This window comes from Affinirhizobium helianthi, from assembly GCF_042680945.1.
Taxonomy (GTDB): domain Bacteria; phylum Pseudomonadota; class Alphaproteobacteria; order Rhizobiales; family Rhizobiaceae; genus Neorhizobium; species Neorhizobium helianthi.
In genome coordinates, this window is sequence record NZ_JBHUEQ010000004.1 from 216,420 (window position 1) to 232,138 (window position 15,719).

The following is a 15,719-nucleotide window of genomic DNA, read 5'->3' on the forward strand; positions in this document are numbered from 1 at the left end:
ATTACGGGCGCGTGTAAGTCCAGAGCTGTGCTGGCGGCAGGTTGCGCACGACGAAATCGTAATGCCGGATGCGATAGCGGTCGGGCCGGGCAATGATCGGCGAGACCGGACCATAGGTGATCTGCATCACCGGGCGTCCATGAGGCATGCGATCCAGCAGGTCTTCCAGAAGCCAGATCCGCTTTTCCATGGGGAAACTCAGCATGGGAATGGCCGAGATGACGGCATCGAACTGGCGGCCCTTGAAGTCTCCGAGGATTTCGTCGAGCTCGAAAGCATCGCCGTTGATGAACCGAACGCCATCGAACGTTTTGATCAGGTGCTGATAAAAATCCGTCGAATATTCAATCGAGACGAGATCTTCCGGCTTGATGCCCCGCTCGAGGATGGCTTTGGTGATGATACCAGTGCCGGGGCCAAGTTCCAGAACGGGCAGGCCGGATTGCGGATTGATGACGCTGGCCATGCGGCGGGCTGTCACACTGGAGGTCGGCAGGATTGCGCCCACCTGTTTCGGGCCTTCCATCCATCCTTTGAAGAAACGAATTTCCTCATCGAACTTCCGGCCAAGCCGTTCTTTCAGACGCAATTCCATCGGTAACTCCTCCATAATATGGTCAGTTCATCGCGCCCTCATGGCGCAAAATCAAGAAAAAATGTCGCAAATATACGGCAGATAAAGAAAAGGACCGCCGAAGCGGTCCTAAGAATGTTACACGCGCATAGGCATCAGCACGTAAAGTGCGTCATCTCCCGCCGTGTCTCGAACCAGGGTCGGCGAGCCGGCATCTGCCAGCAGGAAGATGGCATCTTCGCCGGAAAGCTGGGCGGTTATATCCAGAAGGTATTTGGCGTTGAAGCCGATTTCCATCGGATCGCTCTCATAGCCAACGGCCACCTCTTCCGTGGCGCTGCCCGAATCCGGATTGTTGACGGTCAAAAGCAACTGGCCTTCGGAAAGCGCCAGCTTCACGGCGCGTCCGCGCTCGGATGAAATGGTCGAAACACGATCGACAGCCTTGGTGAAGCTCTGGCAATCGACCCGCATTTCCTTATCGTTTCCGGTCGGGATCACGCGCTGGTAGTCGGGGAAAGTGCCATCGATCAGCTTTGAAGTCATCACGATCCCGCCAATCGTCAGGCGGATTTTCGCGTCCGATACTTCAACCGTGACCATAGCTTCCGGGTCGTCCACCAGCTTTTGCAATTCGCCAACGGTCTTGCGGGGGATGATGATGCCGGGCATGCCTTCCGAACCGGAAGGCGCCTCGATATCGGCGCGGGCTAGACGGTGGCCGTCTGTTGCCACGGCGCGCAGCTTGAGCTGGCCCTCGGTTTCGATCGTGTGGAAGAATATGCCGTTCAGGTAGTAACGGGTTTCTTCCGTTGAGATCGCAAACTGCGTGCGGTCGATCAGCATCTTCAGATCGGTGGCCTTGATCTTGAAGCTGTGCGTAAAGCTTCCGGCGGTCAAATCCGGAAAGTCGGATTCCGGCAGGCATTGCAGCGAGAACTTCGAACGGCCGGATTGAACCGTCATCGTGCCGCCATCCGGGTTCACGGCCAGCAGAACCTCGGATCCATCCGGCAGCTTGCGAACGATTTCGTAAAGCAGATGTGCGGGAACAGTGGTCGCGCCAGCCTGTTCCACCATGGCTGGCAGTTCCTCGGTGATTTCCAGATCGAGGTCTGTCGCCTTCAGCGCCAGATCGTTGCCGGAAGCCCGTAGCAATACGTTGGAGAGGATCGGAATGGTGTTGCGCCGCTCCACGACACGATGAACATGGTTCAACGATTTCAGGAGGTTGGACCGCTCAAGAGTAATACGCATTGGACGCTACCGCTTTCGACCGTACCGGCTCCCGGGAAGGGGCCGCATGTTATTCTTGTCCGTCAAGCTGGTCGGACGGATGTGGATCGGCAAAATGGCAGAGTTTCCAAGTAAAAGGCAAGAGGGGCCTCCGATTCTTGAGGGGAGTTCAAGCGTGATCAGGACATGTTCACAGCTTTCCACATGGCAAGGCGCAGGGTAAGCATAGGTCTTGGGCTCATCCCTGGTGGCAAGCGTCACGCTTTCCTGCACCGGCAGTTGCCGCTTTGGGCCGATCTGAAAAACATTGCTTGAAGTCCGATTTGACCTGAAAATTTGAGAGGCTCTCCTCATGGCCGAAACATCGCTCATTCCTCGTAAGCTGCTCTTTGGCAACCCGCATGCTTTCGGGGCGCAGCTGTCACCCGATGGCCAATGGCTGAGCTGGATCGCGCCAGTCGATGGTGTCCTCAATATCTGGATTGCGCCAACCCATGATATGGGGGCTGCCCAGCCGCTGACACGCACGACCGGAAGGCCGATCTGGTGGCAGGAATGGACGGTGGACGGTCGCTTCATCATGTTCGTCAATGATGAAAACGGAGATGAAAACGACCATGTTTTCATCGTCGATCCGAAATCCGGTCATGTGCGGGATCTCACGCCGATCAAGGGCGTCAATGCTCAGGTTTTGCACTGGTCTCGAAAATTTCCCAACAGGCTCGTCATCGGCCTCAATGATCGCGATGCCCGCTGGCATGACCTCTACAGCGTCGATGTTGAAACGGGTGAGCGGGAACTGCTCTGGCTCAACACTCAGGAGTTTGCCACCATCGGCCTGGATTGGGATTTCCGCCCGCGTTATGGCCGATCCACCACAGATGATGGCAGAACGCGCTTCTGGCAGATTGAAAACGAAACCGTCCGGCACTGGATGGATGTCTCCCATCTCGACGGATGGCTGACATGGCCCATCCTCTTTCACGCTGACAACAGGCGTTTGCTGATGAAAACCTGTGTCGGTCGCGAGACTGCCGCTTTCACCTGGCTGGATACGGAAAGTGGTGAGGAAACGGTCATTGCCGAACATCCTCGTTTCGATGCTCACCGGGTGATGCTGCATCCCGCAACACATGATGTGGAAGCAGTCTCCATTGCAGCTACGCGCATGGAGTGGGTCGGCGTGACATCGGCGGTTGAAGAAGATCTTGCCCTTCTTCAAGCCAAATTGCCAGATTTCGAAATTAGTATCGGCAGTCGCTCCGATGATAATCGTCGCTGGATCGTAGAGGCGCATACGGCACAGCAGGCGGCGACCAGCTTTCTCTATGATCGCGATAGTGGGACCCTGACCGAACTCTTCCGTGCCCGTCCGGAACTTGATGCATATCGGCTGGCACCGATGCGGTCCATCGAAGCCAGATCACGTGATGGCCTGGATCTGTTTTCCTATCTGACACTACCGGCGTCTGTGCAGGGTGAACGTCCTGCAAAGCCGCTGCCGATGGTGTTGTTGGTGCATGGTGGCCCTTGGGGGCGGGATTTCTACGGCTACCGTGGTGATCATCAATGGCTGGCGGATCGCGGCTATGCGGTGCTGTCGGTAAATTACCGAGGGTCGACCGGCTTTGGGAAATCCTTTGTCGCCGCAAGCGAGAAACAGCATGCCGCCAGGATGCACGATGATCTGATCGACATGGTGAACTGGGCAATCCGCGAAGGCATTGCAGACCCGGCAAAGATTGCGATCCACGGCGGTTCCTATGGGGGCTATGCCTCCTTCGTTGGTGCCACCTTCACGCCTGATGTCTTTTGCTGCAGCGTACCCGTCGTCGGCATCAGCAACCTGCAGACCTTGCTGGAATCCATGCCGCCCTATTGGGCTGGTTTTGCCGAGTTCATGTATCGAAGCTATGGCGACCCGCGCACGGAAGAAGGACGCGCGCTTCTGGCCGAGCGTTCGCCGATCCACAAGGTCGATCAGATCGCCAAGCCGATGCTGATTTTCCATGGTGCCAATGATGTGCGCTGTAAGGTTGCCGAAAGCGATAGCATTGTTGCCGCCATGCAGGCCAAAGGCATTCCAGTTACCTATGTGGTCTATCCCGATGAGGGGCATGGCTTCCACAAACCCGGCAATCGCATTGCCTATATTGCCATGGCGGAAGCCTTCTTTGCCCGGCATCTTGGTGGAGGATTCGAGCCTTTCGGCGACGATCTCGATCAATCCAGCCACGAGATCCGGGCTGGCGGTGAGATTTTCGACCTTGCCGACACGGGTCGATGAGGGGTAGCTGCAAAGGCTTGCCGCCTTACCTTTGGGGAGGGGCGGAACCCGCTGCCGGAATATGGCTGCACAACAGAAGGCAAGGATGATCGTGACGGAAGAGCGTCGAGCTGAGGAAAAGACCTATCGCGTGGGCAATGTCGCCATTCCGGCGCGGCCTGTGGAGCCGGCGCTTTATCTTGTGGCGACACCTATCGGCAATCTGGGTGATATCACGCTGCGTGCGCTGGAAACACTGGCGGGCGTAGATGTGCTGGCCTGCGAGGATACGCGTGTGACACGCGTTCTCCTGGATCGTTTCGGCATTTCCGCACGTCCTTACGCCTACCACGAGCACAATGCCAATGAGGCAGGCCCGAAGCTTCTGGCCGCACTGGAGGCAGGAAAATCCGTCGCTCTCGTCTCCGATGCCGGTACGCCGCTGGTGTCGGATCCAGGCTATCGTCTCGGTCAGCTTGCCATCGAGGCGGGCTTCAAGGTGGTGCCCATTCCGGGGGCCTCTGCGCCACTGGCAGCGCTGGTGGGCTCTGGTCTGCCGTCCGATGCATTTCTCTTTGCAGGCTTTCTGCCGGTGAAGGAAAAGGGCAAGCGGGACAGGCTTGCCGAACTCGCCAAGATCCCGGCGACCCTCATTTTCTTCGAATCTCCGCACCGGATCGCGGATACGGTCGCCATTGCCGCCGATGTGCTGGGTCCAACGCGTGCTGCCTGTGTGTGCCGTGAGCTGACCAAAACGTTTGAGGAATTTCGGCGCGGTAGCCTGGGAGAGCTGGCGGCTTCTTATGAGAATGCCACGGTGAAGGGGGAAATCGTCTTCGTCGTTGGCCCGCCCGCCTATGATGATGTACCGGCTGCTGTGGATGTGGACATCATGCTGCGGGAACTTGCAGCCTCCATGCCTGCCACGAAGGCGGCAGCCGAAGCTGCAAGGCTGACCGGACTTTCCCGCAAGGACCTCTATCAGCGGCTGATCGAGCTGAAGGACAGCAATGAAGGCTAGGTTCCGCAACCGCAAACATGCGGAGCGGCGAGGGCGCTGGTCCGAATATTGGGCGGCACTTTTCCTGATGGCAAAGGGCTACCGCATCCTGAACCTGCGTTACAAGACCCGCAGCGGTGAGATCGACCTGGTTGCCCGCAAGGGAAGCCTCGTTATCTTCGTCGAGGTGAAGGCGCGGCAACACCTCCAAGGTGCGCTGGATGCCGTCAGCTTTCGCAGTCAGAACCGCATACGCGCAGCCAGTGACCACTGGATGTCGCGCCGCAAGGATGCTGCCACTCTCTCACAGCGATATGACATAATTGCTGTCCTGCCCTGGCGTTTTCCAAGACATTTTGTCGATGCTTTCTGAAAATTGCATGGCTGTGCATTTTAGGTCGGTTTGTTACAGTTCTGTCATATATGCGTAACCCACGTGTCACAGTAGGCCGCTAATCAGCCCTCATCCTAACCAACGGGAAAGAGGGATGATCCCCATGTTCAAAAAGCTCAGCCTCGCCGCAACGGCGCTTGCTCTGTCTGCAACAACCTCGCTCGCTGCAACCGAGATCACCTGGTGGCACGCCATGGGCGGTGAGCTCGGCAAGAAGGTCGATGAGATCGCCGCGAAGTTCAACGAGAGCCAGAGCGAATACAAGGTCGTGCCTGTTTACAAGGGCACCTATCCTGAAACGCTGACCGCCGCGATTGCTGCCTTCCGTGCCAATCAGCAGCCTGCCATCGTTCAGGTTTTCGAAGTTGGCACCGGCACGATGATGGCTGCCAAGGGCGCCGTCTATCCGGTCTACAAGCTGATGAAGGATGAAGGCGAGCCTTTCGACACCAAGTCCTTCCTGGCTCCGGTCGTCGGCTACTATTCCGATACGCAGGGCAACATCCTGTCCCTGCCCTTCAATTCTTCGACGCCGATCATGTATTACAACAAGGATGTCTTCAAGAAGGCTGGCCTTGATCCGGAAGTCGCCCCGAAGACCTGGAAGGAAGTCGAGGAATTCTCCAAGAAGATCGTTACCTCCGGCGCTGCAAAGTGTGGCTTTACCTCTGCCTGGATCACCTGGGTTCAGACGGAAAACTTCTCCGCTTTGCATGACCAGCCTTACGGCACGTTGGAAAACGGCTTTGGCGGTCTCAAGAGCGAGTTCACCTTCAATGGTCCGGTTCAGGTCAAGCATTGGGCTAACCTGAAGAAGTGGCAGGATGAGGGGCTCTTCAAGTATGGCGGTCCGGTTGGCGGCGATAATGCTGCAACCATGTTCTTCTCGCAGGAATGCGCCATCACCATGAACTCGTCGGGTGGCCGCGCTGCCGTCATCAACAATGCCAAGGATTTCAAGGTGGGCTTCGCGCCGCTGCCTTACTATGACGATGTCATCAAGGAGCCGAAGAACTCCATCATCGGCGGTGCAACGCTGTGGGTTCTGAACGGCAAGGACAAGGCGACCTACAAGGGCGTTGCCAAGTTCTTCACCTACCTTTCCAAGCCGGAAGTACAGGCAGACTGGCACCAGTACACAGGTTATCTGCCGATCACCAATGCTGCTTACGAGCTTGGCAAGAGCCAGGGCTACTACGAAAAGAACCCGGGTTCTGACGTTTCGATCAAGCAGATCATGCGTGGCACTCCAAGCGCCAACTCCAAGGGCCTTCGCTTCGGCAACTATACGCAGGAGCGTACCGTTATCGATGAAGAGTTCCAGGCGCTTCTGGCTGGCAAGAAGGACGCCAAGCAGGCTCTCGACAGCGCTGTCGAGCGTGGCAACAAGCTGCTGCGCGAATTCGAAAAGGCCAATGCAAACTGATTGCATCGCCTGATGCGGAAGGGGCCCGGCGTCTTGCCGGGTTCCTTTTTCGTGCATATGCCCCGAGGGATTGAAGGGGCCTGCCACCTATCCAGCCGAAAGCACGGCCAATGAATACCAAACGCACAACCTTCGACAGCCGCCTGTTGCCGTACCTTCTGGTCGCGCCGCAGCTTTTCATCACGCTGATCTTCTTCATCTGGCCAGCGGCCCAGGCCGTCAAATCCTCCTTTGAGCGTGAAGATCCCTTCGGTCTGGCAACGACTTTCGTTGGCCTCGCTCACTATGGCGAATTGCTTCAGGATCCGAACTATGTCGACGCGATCCTGCGGACGGCGGTTTTTGCTGTCTGCGTTACAGCGCTGTCCATGTTTCTGGGCCTAGCATTTGCAGCTGCGGTCGAACGGCTCACGCGCACGGCCAAGGTCTATACGACGCTTCTCGTCTGGCCCTATGCGGTGGCGCCCGTCGTTGCGGGTATTCTGTGGTGGTTTCTGTTCAATACGTCCACCGGCCTGATGCCCTTCTTCCTGGAGCGGCTTGGCATCCATTGGGATCATGACCTGAACGGTACCGATGCGATGATTCTGATCATCATTGCCGCTGCCTGGAAGCAGATTTCCTATAATTTCCTGTTCTTCCTGGCGGGGCTGCAATCGGTTCCACATGCCCTGATGGAAGCTGCGGCCATAGACGGTTCCGGCCCGGTGAAGCGCTTCTTCACCATTTCACTGCCGTTGCTTTCGCCTACCACCTTCTTCCTGTTCATCATCAATGTGAACTACGCCATGTTCGATACCTTCCCGATTGTGGATGCCACCACGGTCGGCGGTCCGGCGCAGGCCACGACCACCTTGGTCTACAAGGTTTACCAGGATGGCTATGTCGGCCTGAACCTTGGCTCTTCCTCGGCGCAATCGGTCATCCTGATGCTGATCGTGATGGTGCTGACTTTCGTGCAGTTCCGCTTTGTCGAACGCCGCGTCCAGTATTGAGGAGAAGACCATGGTTGAAAATCGCCCTTTCCTGAATGTCCTCACCCATGCCTTCCTGATCCTCGGCTTTCTGGTCGTGGCGCTGCCGGTCTATGTGGCGATCATCGCATCCACGCATGATGTTGCGACCTTGATGAACAGCCGCATTCCGCTGTTGCCGGGATCGCATCTCATCGAAAACTACAGTGCGCTGCTGACAAGCGCCTCTGCCGCCAATGGCCTGCCGAACTACAGCCATATGGCGCTGAATTCGCTGATCATGGCAATTGTGATCACTGTCGGCAAAATCATCATCTCGATCCTGTCGGCCTTTGCCATTGTCTATTTCCGTTTTCCCTTCCGGCAACTGGCCTTCTGGATCATCTTCGTCACGCTGATGCTGCCGGTCGAGGTGCGCATCATGCCGACCTACAAGATCGTTGCGGATCTCGGCCTGCTGAATTCCTGGGCGGGGCTGACAGTGCCGCTGATTGCGTCTGCGACGGCCACTTTCCTGTTCCGCCAGTTCTTCATGACGGTGCCGGATGAAATGCTGGAGGCCGCCCGCGTGGACGGGGCAGGGCCGATGAAGTTCTTTCGCGATATCCTGCTGCCCTTGTCACGCACCAATATCGGCGCGCTCTCCGTCATTCTCTTCATCTATGGCTGGGTTCAGTATCTCTGGCCGATCCTCGTGACCACGGATACCAGCTATTACACCCTGATGATGGGCATGAAGCGCATGGTCACCGTTCAGGACGGGGTGATCCAGTGGAACCTCGTGATGGCCGCCGCCGTGCTGGCCATGCTGCCCCCGATTCTCATCGTCATTTTCATGCAACGGCTGTTCATCCGCGGCCTTACCGAAACGGAGAAGTAACATGGCGAAGATTTCCATCGCCGGCGTCTCGAAAATCTATGCAGGCGGAGTGAAAGCCGTAAACACGGTTTCCATCGACATTGCAGACGGCGAATTCATCGTGCTGGTCGGCCCCTCCGGCTGCGGCAAATCCACCCTTCTGCGCATGGTGGCAGGGTTGGAAACCATTTCCGAAGGAGAGGTTTCCATCGGCGGTCGCGTTGTGAACCGCATGGAGCCCGCCGAGCGGGATATCGCCATGGTGTTCCAGAACTATGCGCTTTATCCGCATATGAGCGTTTACCAGAACCTTGCCTATGGCCTGAAGAACCGTGGCACGCCGAAGGCGGAGATCGATGCGCGCGTGGCGGAAGCCGCACGAATGCTGGAGATCACCCAGTATCTGGAGCGCAAGCCGCGCGCGCTTTCCGGCGGGCAGCGCCAGCGTGTGGCCATGGGCCGCGCCATTGTGCGCAAACCTGCGGCTTTCCTCTTCGATGAGCCTCTCTCAAACCTCGATGCGAAACTGCGCGTTTCCATGCGCGGCGAAATCAAGCGCCTCCAGCGGCGTCTCGGCACCACCTCGATCTATGTGACCCATGATCAGCTGGAAGCCATGACGTTGGCGGACCGGCTGGTGGTGCTGAACGGCGGGCAGATCGAACAGATCGGCTCGCCGCTGGATGTCTATCACGCTCCGGCCTCAACCTTCGTGGCGAGCTTCATCGGCTCGCCCGCCATGAATCTGGTTTCGGCCGAATTGCATGGAGACAAGCTGGCCATTGGTCCTGCGGTTCTGGATCTCAAGGGCTATGCCCCTGTCTCCGGCCCCGTGACCATTGGCATTCGGGCGGAAGATTTGCACATCACCCATGCCAGCTCGGAAGGGCTTCCCTTCCGTGTCGATTACATCGAGGAATTGGGATCGCAGCGGCTGGTGCACGGCTTCGTGGGAGACCAGATGCTGACAGCCGCCATACCAGCGGAAATGGTGCTGCCCGAAGAGCTGCATCTGTCTGTCGATCTGCACAAGCTGCATTTCTTTCATCCGATCACTGGCAAGCGCCTCGCAGAAACGCAGATGCAGCCGGATTCGCGGACTGAGATGCGCAATCACGCAGAAGCATGAGCTTTGCCTTTTAGACAAAGCAAACCAGCCGTTGCCATTGCCCGCCGGTCGTCCTACATCTGGCGGGCAATTTCTTGAGGGGCAGTCATGGCCAAAATCCGCAAAGTCGCGTTCCAGATGGACCACGTGTCCGGCATCAACATCACCGGCGATTCCACCTTCGCCATGGCGCTGGAAGCGCAGTCCCGCGGCTATGAGCTATTCCATTACACACCAGATCGGCTGACCATGCGGGACGGCAAGATTTTCGCCGCGGTAGAGCCGATGCAGCTTCGCGACGAGAAGGGCAATCACTTCACGCTTGGCGAACGCGAGCGGGTGGATCTCTCTGCCATGGATGTAATCCATCTGCGCCAGGACCCGCCCTTCGACATGGCCTATATCACCTCCACGCATCTCTTGGAGCGCCTGCATCCCAAGACGCTGGTGGTGAACGATCCGGCCTGGGTGCGTAACTCGCCGGAGAAGATCTTCGTCACGGAATTCGCGGATCTGATGCCGCCGACGCTGATTACGCGCGATGTGGGCGAGATTGCCCGCTTCCGCGATGAGCTGGGCGATATCATCCTGAAGCCGCTCTACGGCAATGGCGGCGCTGGCGTGTTCCATTCGGCCCGCGATGATCGCAACTTCTCCTCGCTGCTGGAGATGTTTGCCCAGATGTATCGCGAGCCGTTTATTGCGCAGGCCTATCTTCCGGCTGTGCGCAAGGGTGACAAGCGTATTCTTCTGGTGGATGGAAAACCTGTTGGCGCCATCAACCGGGTTCCGGCAGAGCATGACGCCCGCTCCAACATGCATGTGGGTGGCCGCGCAGAGGCGACCGAACTGACGACACGCGAAAAGGAAATCTGCGACCGTATCGGCCCGGCGCTTCGCGAGCGCGGTTTCCTCTTTGTCGGGATTGATGTGATCGGCGACTACATGACGGAGATCAACGTGACGTCACCGACCGGCATTCGCGAGGTGAAGAAGTTCGGCGGTGCCGATGCTGCAGCGCTGCTGTGGGATGCCATTGAAGCAAAACGATCTGCCACTCTTTGATGGGTTGGAAATTTAGCTTCAACTTTAACAGGAATTTTGTTCTGCAATTGTTCTTGTTTTCAGCGAGAGGTTGTGCTTGATTGCGGCCGTGTTGCGCGGCACCTGATTCCCGCGCCGGTGAGGCGGGAGAGCCATGGTCGCGCGTGTCAGTACGGTTGCATTTCAGGGTATCGAAGGCGTCCCTGTTGATGTGCAGGTCATGGTGGGGCCGGGCAAGCTCGCCATGCAGATCGTTGGCCTGCCGGACAAGGCTGTGGCCGAAAGCCGCGAGCGCGTGCAGGCCGCCCTGCATGCCTCTGGTCTTGCCTTGCCGCCCAAGCGCATCACTGTCAATCTCGCCCCCGCCGATCTGCCGAAAGAAGGCTCGCATTTCGATCTGCCGATTGCCCTTGGACTGATGGCTGCCATTGGCGCCATTCCGGCGGATGCTCTGTCTCGCTTCGTGGTGATTGGCGAGCTTAATCTGGATGGCACGCTGGCGCCGGTGGCCGGCGCATTGCCTGCGGCGATCGGTGCCAATGCGCTGGATAAGGGCCTTATATGCCCGGCAGATAGCGGGGCGGAGGCGGCTTGGGCTGGATCGGAAATCGAAATTCTCGCACCGCGCAGTCTGATCGCGCTTGCCAATCATTTTCGCGGTACGCAGCTTCTGTCGCGGCCCGCGCCTGCCATTCGCGCCAACCCGACCGATCTTCCAGACCTCGCCGATATCAAGGGGCAGGAGAGTGCGAAGCGTGCATTGGAAGTGGCAGCGGCAGGCGGGCATAACCTGCTCATGGTGGGGCCTCCCGGCTCGGGAAAGTCCATGCTGGCAGCGCGGCTTCCCTCCATTCTTCCGCCCTTATCGGCACCGGAATTGCTGGAAGTCTCGATGATTCATTCCATCGCGGGCCAGCTTTCCGGTGGCAAACTTTCCGACCGCAGACCATTTCGCACGCCGCATCACTCCGCCACCATGGCAGCCCTCGTTGGCGGCGGTATGCGGGCAAAGCCGGGCGAGGCTTCGCTGGCGCATCACGGCATTCTCTTTCTCGATGAGTTTCCGGAATTTTCGCCGCAGGTTCTGGACGCATTGCGCCAGCCCCTTGAAACTGGAGAATGTGTGATTGCCCGCGCCAATCACCGGGTCTCTTATCCCGCCAATATCCAGCTCGTTGCCGCCATGAACCCGTGTCGCTGCGGCATGGCGGGCGAACCGGGTCACACTTGTGCCAAGGGGCCCCGTTGCATGACGGATTATCAGGCCCGTATCTCCGGCCCGCTTCTGGACCGTATCGACATCCGCATCGATGTTCCGGCTGTGTCGGCGGCAGATCTCATTCGCCCAAGACCGGCGGAAAGCAGCGCGGACGTAGCGGCACGAGTAGGCCGTGCAAGAGACCGGCAGCGCGCCCGCTTTCAGGCGGCGGGCCTGCCCTATATCAGCACCAATGCCCGCTGCTCGACCTCGCTCATCGAGCGCTTCGCGGAGCCCGATGCTTCCGGTCTGCAATTGCTACGCGATGCCGCCGAGAAGCTGAAGTTCTCCGCCCGCGGCTACCATCGTGTTCTGAAGGTGGCCCGCACCCTCGCCGATTTGAGTGATGAAGATAAGGTCGGCCGCATTCATCTGGCCGAAGCCATTTCCTACCGTATCGCGGGTGAGCGGCTGACAGCGGCGGCTTGAATCTTGGCCTTTCAGAATGTTGAATTTCCGGAATAAGGCGCATTCATGCCACGCCGACACATTACCCATCAGGATCATGAATGGCATGCTGCCTTTTATCGGTTGATGGAGGATGTGTTTGGTCTCTCCGGCTTTCGCGGTTGGGGCGCGCTCGGTGGATGGTCAGAAGATTACATCGTGCATGGCTGGGAGGAGAGTGGACGTTTGGTCGCCAGCCTCGGCGAAACAAGAATGACCCTTTTCGGACCTGACGGTGCTGCTTTTACTGCCGTCCAGTTCGGCGCGGTGGCCACTACCAAGGAGGCTCGTGGCAGAGGTTTGGCGCGGCTTCTGATCGAGGACGCCTTGGACGTGGCCGACAGATCAAAACGACCTGTGCTTTTGTTTGCCAATCCTTCCGTACTCGATTTCTATCCGAAATTCGGCTTCAGGCGATTGCCTTGTCATCGTTTGTGGCTTGATCAGCGCAATGAAAGCGTGAGCCGGACCTTGCCGGGCAGAATTCTTGATCCACACTCAGCGGATGATCGGGATTCCGTGAGGAAATGGATTGCTAATTCCTCCGCAGGCGGCGGGCCGCTATCGGCAAAGCGTGCCATGGGAACTATCCTTTGGCATTGGCTCAACTCCAATCTCACCGCTGTTCATTTGGAAGAGCGCGAGAGCCTTGTCTTCCTGGAGCTGACGGATGACACTCTTTTCATCGCAGATTGTCTTACCGTCGAAGAATGCGAAAATGGTGTGTTGGACGCCTTAGCCGGCCTTCGCCCAGCCGTGGAGCTTGGATTCGTACCCAAATGTAAAGCACTGCTGGAGCGCGTTGCGCAGGTATTGGACGATGACAGCTTTATGTTCTGGCGAGGCCCCACGCTGCCGGAGGGGCTGATGCGATTTCCCGCGATAATGATGACCTGAAGGAGGCCGGTTAGAACCGGCCCCGCACAGCTTAAAATCAGCCACCCAGACCTTCAAACAGCACTGTCGAGAGATAGCGCTCTGCGAAGGAGGGAATAATGACAACGAGGTTCTTGCCCTCGTTTTCCGGCCGCGAGCCGACCCTGACCGCCGCTGTCAGCGCTGCACCTGACGAAATACCCACCGGCACGCCTTCCAGCCGTGCGACGAGACGCGCCATATCAACCGCCTCCTGGCTGGCGACGGTGACGACTTCGTCATAGATGGAGGTATCGAGGATCTTCGGCGCGAAGCCTGCCCCAATGCCCTGGATCTTGTGCGGTCCCGGTTCTCCGCCGGACAGAACGGGAGATTCAGCTGGCTCGACGGCAAAGACCTTCAGGCCCGGCTTGCGGCTCTTCAGGACTTGCCCGGTTCCGGTAATCGTACCGCCTGTTCCGATGCCTGCAACGAAGAGATCGACCTGACCATTGGTGTCGTTCCAGATTTCCTCTGCGGTGGTTTGGCGGTGAATCTCCGGATTGGCCGGGTTTTCAAACTGCTGCGGAATGATTGCGTCCGGTAGACTTGCCGCCAGCTCTTCCGCCTTGGCAATGGCGCCTTTCATTCCCTTTGGTCCTTCCGTCAGAACCAGTTCTGCGCCGAGAAGCCCCAACATCTTTCGACGCTCGATGGACATGGTTTCCGGCATGGTGAGAATGAGACGATAGCCCTTGGCGGCGGCGGCAAAGGCAAGCGCGATGCCGGTATTGCCAGAGGTCGGCTCAACCAGCACCGTCTTGCCAGGCGTAATGGTACCCGCCGCTTCCAGTGCCTCGATCATCGCCACGCCAATGCGATCTTTCACGGAGGCAATGGGATTGAAGAATTCAAGCTTGGCCAGAAGATTGGCTTTGACGCCCTTTTCCTGTGCCAGCTTATCCAGACGGACGAGCGGCGTATTACCGATCGTTTCGGTGATCGAGGAGTAGATCCTCCCGCGACCTGGCTTTTCTTCTGACATGGTCTTCTCCCACTTCTGTCTGATGGAAACTTGCAAGCGCGCCAGCAGGCGGTTGTTACTCAGCGTACTGCGATATAGGCAGCCGTTCCAGCCAGTACCGTTGCCGCGCCACGGTTCAGCGCCTGCAGGGCCTTGGGTTTCGCCAGCATCATGCGTGCCTTCGATGCGAGCAGGATATAGGGCAGCAACACCGCCAGAAGTACGACAAAGGTGATGGCGACGAGTGTGACGTAGCCGCGCAGATCAATGGCGTCCAGGGGGATGAGCGTAGGAACCAGGGCTACGTAGAACAGCATGGTCTTTGGATTGCCGAGGGTAACGAGCAGGCCCGAGAGAAACGCCATCCAGCCATTCGCGCCGGTCTGTGCCTGAATGTTCTGCTTTAGAAGACCCGCGGTCCAGAGCTTCCAGGCAATGTAGCAGAGATAGAGCACGCCCAGATATTTGATGATCAGGAAGGGTGTCGTGAAGTTTTGCGCGACGATGGCCAACCCGAGCACAACGGCTGTCAGATAGATCAGGTCACCGAGAATGAGGCCGAGCCCCATATAGAAGGTAGGCCGGAAGCCGGAGCCGAGCGCCCGCGCCACAATGGCAGTCATTCCGGGGCCGGGAATGGCCGCGGCGATGAAAAGCGCGGCAGCATAGGCGAGAAGGGCGGTCAGTGTCATGGGAAAGTCCGGATCTTGTGTTGGTTCCGCGCGCAGGCAGCGGGCATGGCCCGACAGAGCTTATACACCCGTTGAACCGAATCCGCCCGCTCCACGTGCCGTCTGGCTGAAATTTTCTGCTTCTTCGACGCGGGCCTGAACCACGGGCGCAAAAACCAGCTGGGCAATGCGCATGCCGCGTTCGATGTGGAAGTCCTCGTCACCGAGGTTGACGAGCAGAACCTTCACCTCGCCGCGATAATCGCTATCTATGGTGCCGGGCGTGTTCAGGCAGGTTACGCCATTCTTGAAGGCAAGACCGGAGCGCGGGCGCACCTGGATTTCGAAGCCCTGCGGAATTTCGAAAATGAAGCCGGTCGGCACCAGCATGCGCTTGCCGGGTGCCAGCGTCAAAGGCTCGGTCACGGCGGCGCGCACATCCATGCCTGCGGCTCCCGGCGTTTCATAGGCGGGCAAATCCAGCCCTTCGGCATGCGGCAGCCGAATGAGTTTCAGGGCAGGACCGATAATGTCGCGCATGGTGCTCTCCGTGATCTTTACCCGGTCAATTGCATATTTGCCT

At 58.2% G+C, this 15,719-nt stretch carries 15 protein-coding genes; 10 read left to right on the top strand and 5 right to left on the bottom strand.

Translation table 11 applies throughout. The features are described 5' to 3' along the window. Position 1: 1 nt before the first annotated feature. The gene (gene pmtA, locus ACFSE1_RS04415) at positions 2–595 is read right to left on the bottom strand and encodes a phospholipid N-methyltransferase PmtA (protein ID WP_377396991.1); all 594 of its coding nucleotides are present in this window, start codon (positions 593–595) and stop codon (positions 2–4) included. 117 nt (positions 596–712) lie between these two features. After that, positions 713–1,831 carry a DNA polymerase III subunit beta gene (gene dnaN / locus ACFSE1_RS04420; RefSeq protein WP_377396993.1) on the bottom strand — a complete coding sequence of 373 codons (1,119 nt, stop codon included), beginning with the start codon at positions 1,829–1,831 and terminating at the stop codon, positions 713–715. A gap of 331 nt (positions 1,832–2,162) precedes the next feature. Here dnaN and ACFSE1_RS04425 point away from each other — a divergent pair, with 331 nt between their 5' ends. From ACFSE1_RS04425 to ACFSE1_RS04470, 10 genes are all read left to right on the top strand, one after another. After that, positions 2,163–4,097 carry a S9 family peptidase gene (locus ACFSE1_RS04425; RefSeq protein ID WP_377396995.1) on the top strand — a complete coding sequence of 645 codons (1,935 nt, stop codon included), beginning with the start codon at positions 2,163–2,165 and terminating at the stop codon, positions 4,095–4,097. An 85-nt stretch (positions 4,098–4,182) separates the two neighbouring features. After that, positions 4,183–5,097: a 16S rRNA (cytidine(1402)-2'-O)-methyltransferase gene (rsmI, locus tag ACFSE1_RS04430; RefSeq protein WP_377396997.1), complete on the top strand. Its 915-nt coding sequence runs from the start codon at positions 4,183–4,185 to the stop codon at positions 5,095–5,097. Further along, entirely contained in the window at positions 5,087–5,449 is a 363-nt protein-coding gene (locus ACFSE1_RS04435; RefSeq protein WP_377396999.1) for a YraN family protein, read from the top strand. Before rsmI ends, ACFSE1_RS04435 begins: the two co-directional genes overlap by 11 nt. A gap of 124 nt (positions 5,450–5,573) precedes the next feature. Continuing rightward, on the top strand, positions 5,574–6,896 hold the full coding sequence (gene ugpB / locus ACFSE1_RS04440; protein WP_377397001.1) for a sn-glycerol-3-phosphate ABC transporter substrate-binding protein UgpB: 1,323 nt from the start codon (positions 5,574–5,576) through the stop codon (positions 6,894–6,896). A gap of 110 nt (positions 6,897–7,006) precedes the next feature. Beyond that, positions 7,007–7,891 (top strand): sn-glycerol-3-phosphate ABC transporter permease UgpA, encoded by an 885-nt coding sequence (gene ugpA / locus ACFSE1_RS04445; protein ID WP_377397003.1) that lies wholly within the window; start codon positions 7,007–7,009, stop codon positions 7,889–7,891. A gap of 10 nt (positions 7,892–7,901) precedes the next feature. Continuing rightward, positions 7,902–8,750 (top strand): sn-glycerol-3-phosphate ABC transporter permease UgpE, encoded by an 849-nt coding sequence (gene ugpE, locus ACFSE1_RS04450; RefSeq protein WP_377397005.1) that lies wholly within the window; start codon positions 7,902–7,904, stop codon positions 8,748–8,750. Position 8,751: 1 nt separating this feature from the next. Next, positions 8,752–9,858 carry a sn-glycerol-3-phosphate import ATP-binding protein UgpC gene (locus tag ACFSE1_RS04455; protein ID WP_377397007.1) on the top strand — a complete coding sequence of 369 codons (1,107 nt, stop codon included), beginning with the start codon at positions 8,752–8,754 and terminating at the stop codon, positions 9,856–9,858. An 87-nt stretch (positions 9,859–9,945) separates the two neighbouring features. Continuing rightward, entirely contained in the window at positions 9,946–10,902 is a 957-nt protein-coding gene (gene gshB, locus ACFSE1_RS04460) for a glutathione synthase (RefSeq protein WP_377397009.1), read from the top strand. Positions 10,903–11,035: 133 nt separating this feature from the next. Then, positions 11,036–12,568: a YifB family Mg chelatase-like AAA ATPase gene (locus ACFSE1_RS04465; protein WP_377397011.1), complete on the top strand. Its 1,533-nt coding sequence runs from the start codon at positions 11,036–11,038 to the stop codon at positions 12,566–12,568. A gap of 105 nt (positions 12,569–12,673) precedes the next feature. Then, positions 12,674–13,483, top strand: coding sequence for a GNAT family N-acetyltransferase (locus ACFSE1_RS04470; RefSeq protein ID WP_377397013.1), 810 nt, complete (start codon positions 12,674–12,676; stop codon positions 13,481–13,483). Between the two features lie 37 nt (positions 13,484–13,520). Here the strand turns inward: ACFSE1_RS04470 and cysK are convergent, their stop codons facing one another. The 3 genes from cysK to dut are packed head-to-tail and all read right to left on the bottom strand — an operon-like array spanning position 13,521 to position 15,676. After that, on the bottom strand, positions 13,521–14,486 hold the full coding sequence (cysK, locus tag ACFSE1_RS04475) for a cysteine synthase A (protein WP_377397015.1): 966 nt from the start codon (positions 14,484–14,486) through the stop codon (positions 13,521–13,523). Positions 14,487–14,545: 59 nt separating this feature from the next. Next, on the bottom strand, positions 14,546–15,157 hold the full coding sequence (locus ACFSE1_RS04480) for a LysE family translocator (RefSeq protein WP_377397017.1): 612 nt from the start codon (positions 15,155–15,157) through the stop codon (positions 14,546–14,548). Between the two features lie 60 nt (positions 15,158–15,217). Then, positions 15,218–15,676: a dUTP diphosphatase gene (dut, locus tag ACFSE1_RS04485; RefSeq protein WP_377397019.1), complete on the bottom strand. Its 459-nt coding sequence runs from the start codon at positions 15,674–15,676 to the stop codon at positions 15,218–15,220. Between the last annotated feature and the right edge of the window lie 43 nt (positions 15,677–15,719).

Coding starts and splice junctions, on each gene's coding strand:
- ACFSE1_RS04425 (WP_377396995.1), top strand. CDS start 2,163: ATGGCCGAAACATCGCTCATTCCTCGTAAGCTGCTCTTTGGCAACCCG.
- ACFSE1_RS04465 (WP_377397011.1), top strand. CDS start 11,036: ATGGTCGCGCGTGTCAGTACGGTTGCATTTCAGGGTATCGAAGGCGTC.
- ACFSE1_RS04480 (WP_377397017.1), bottom strand. CDS start 15,157: ATGACACTGACCGCCCTTCTCGCCTATGCTGCCGCGCTTTTCATCGCC.
- ACFSE1_RS04455 (WP_377397007.1), top strand. CDS start 8,752: ATGGCGAAGATTTCCATCGCCGGCGTCTCGAAAATCTATGCAGGCGGA.
- gshB (WP_377397009.1), top strand. CDS start 9,946: ATGGCCAAAATCCGCAAAGTCGCGTTCCAGATGGACCACGTGTCCGGC.
- rsmI (WP_377396997.1), top strand. CDS start 4,183: ATGATCGTGACGGAAGAGCGTCGAGCTGAGGAAAAGACCTATCGCGTG.
- ACFSE1_RS04435 (WP_377396999.1), top strand. CDS start 5,087: ATGAAGGCTAGGTTCCGCAACCGCAAACATGCGGAGCGGCGAGGGCGC.
- ACFSE1_RS04470 (WP_377397013.1), top strand. CDS start 12,674: ATGGAGGATGTGTTTGGTCTCTCCGGCTTTCGCGGTTGGGGCGCGCTC.
- ugpA (WP_377397003.1), top strand. CDS start 7,007: ATGAATACCAAACGCACAACCTTCGACAGCCGCCTGTTGCCGTACCTT.
- cysK (WP_377397015.1), bottom strand. CDS start 14,486: ATGTCAGAAGAAAAGCCAGGTCGCGGGAGGATCTACTCCTCGATCACC.
- pmtA (WP_377396991.1), bottom strand. CDS start 595: ATGGAATTGCGTCTGAAAGAACGGCTTGGCCGGAAGTTCGATGAGGAA.
- ugpE (WP_377397005.1), top strand. CDS start 7,902: ATGGTTGAAAATCGCCCTTTCCTGAATGTCCTCACCCATGCCTTCCTG.
- dnaN (WP_377396993.1), bottom strand. CDS start 1,831: ATGCGTATTACTCTTGAGCGGTCCAACCTCCTGAAATCGTTGAACCAT.
- dut (WP_377397019.1), bottom strand. CDS start 15,676: ATGCGCGACATTATCGGTCCTGCCCTGAAACTCATTCGGCTGCCGCAT.
- ugpB (WP_377397001.1), top strand. CDS start 5,574: ATGTTCAAAAAGCTCAGCCTCGCCGCAACGGCGCTTGCTCTGTCTGCA.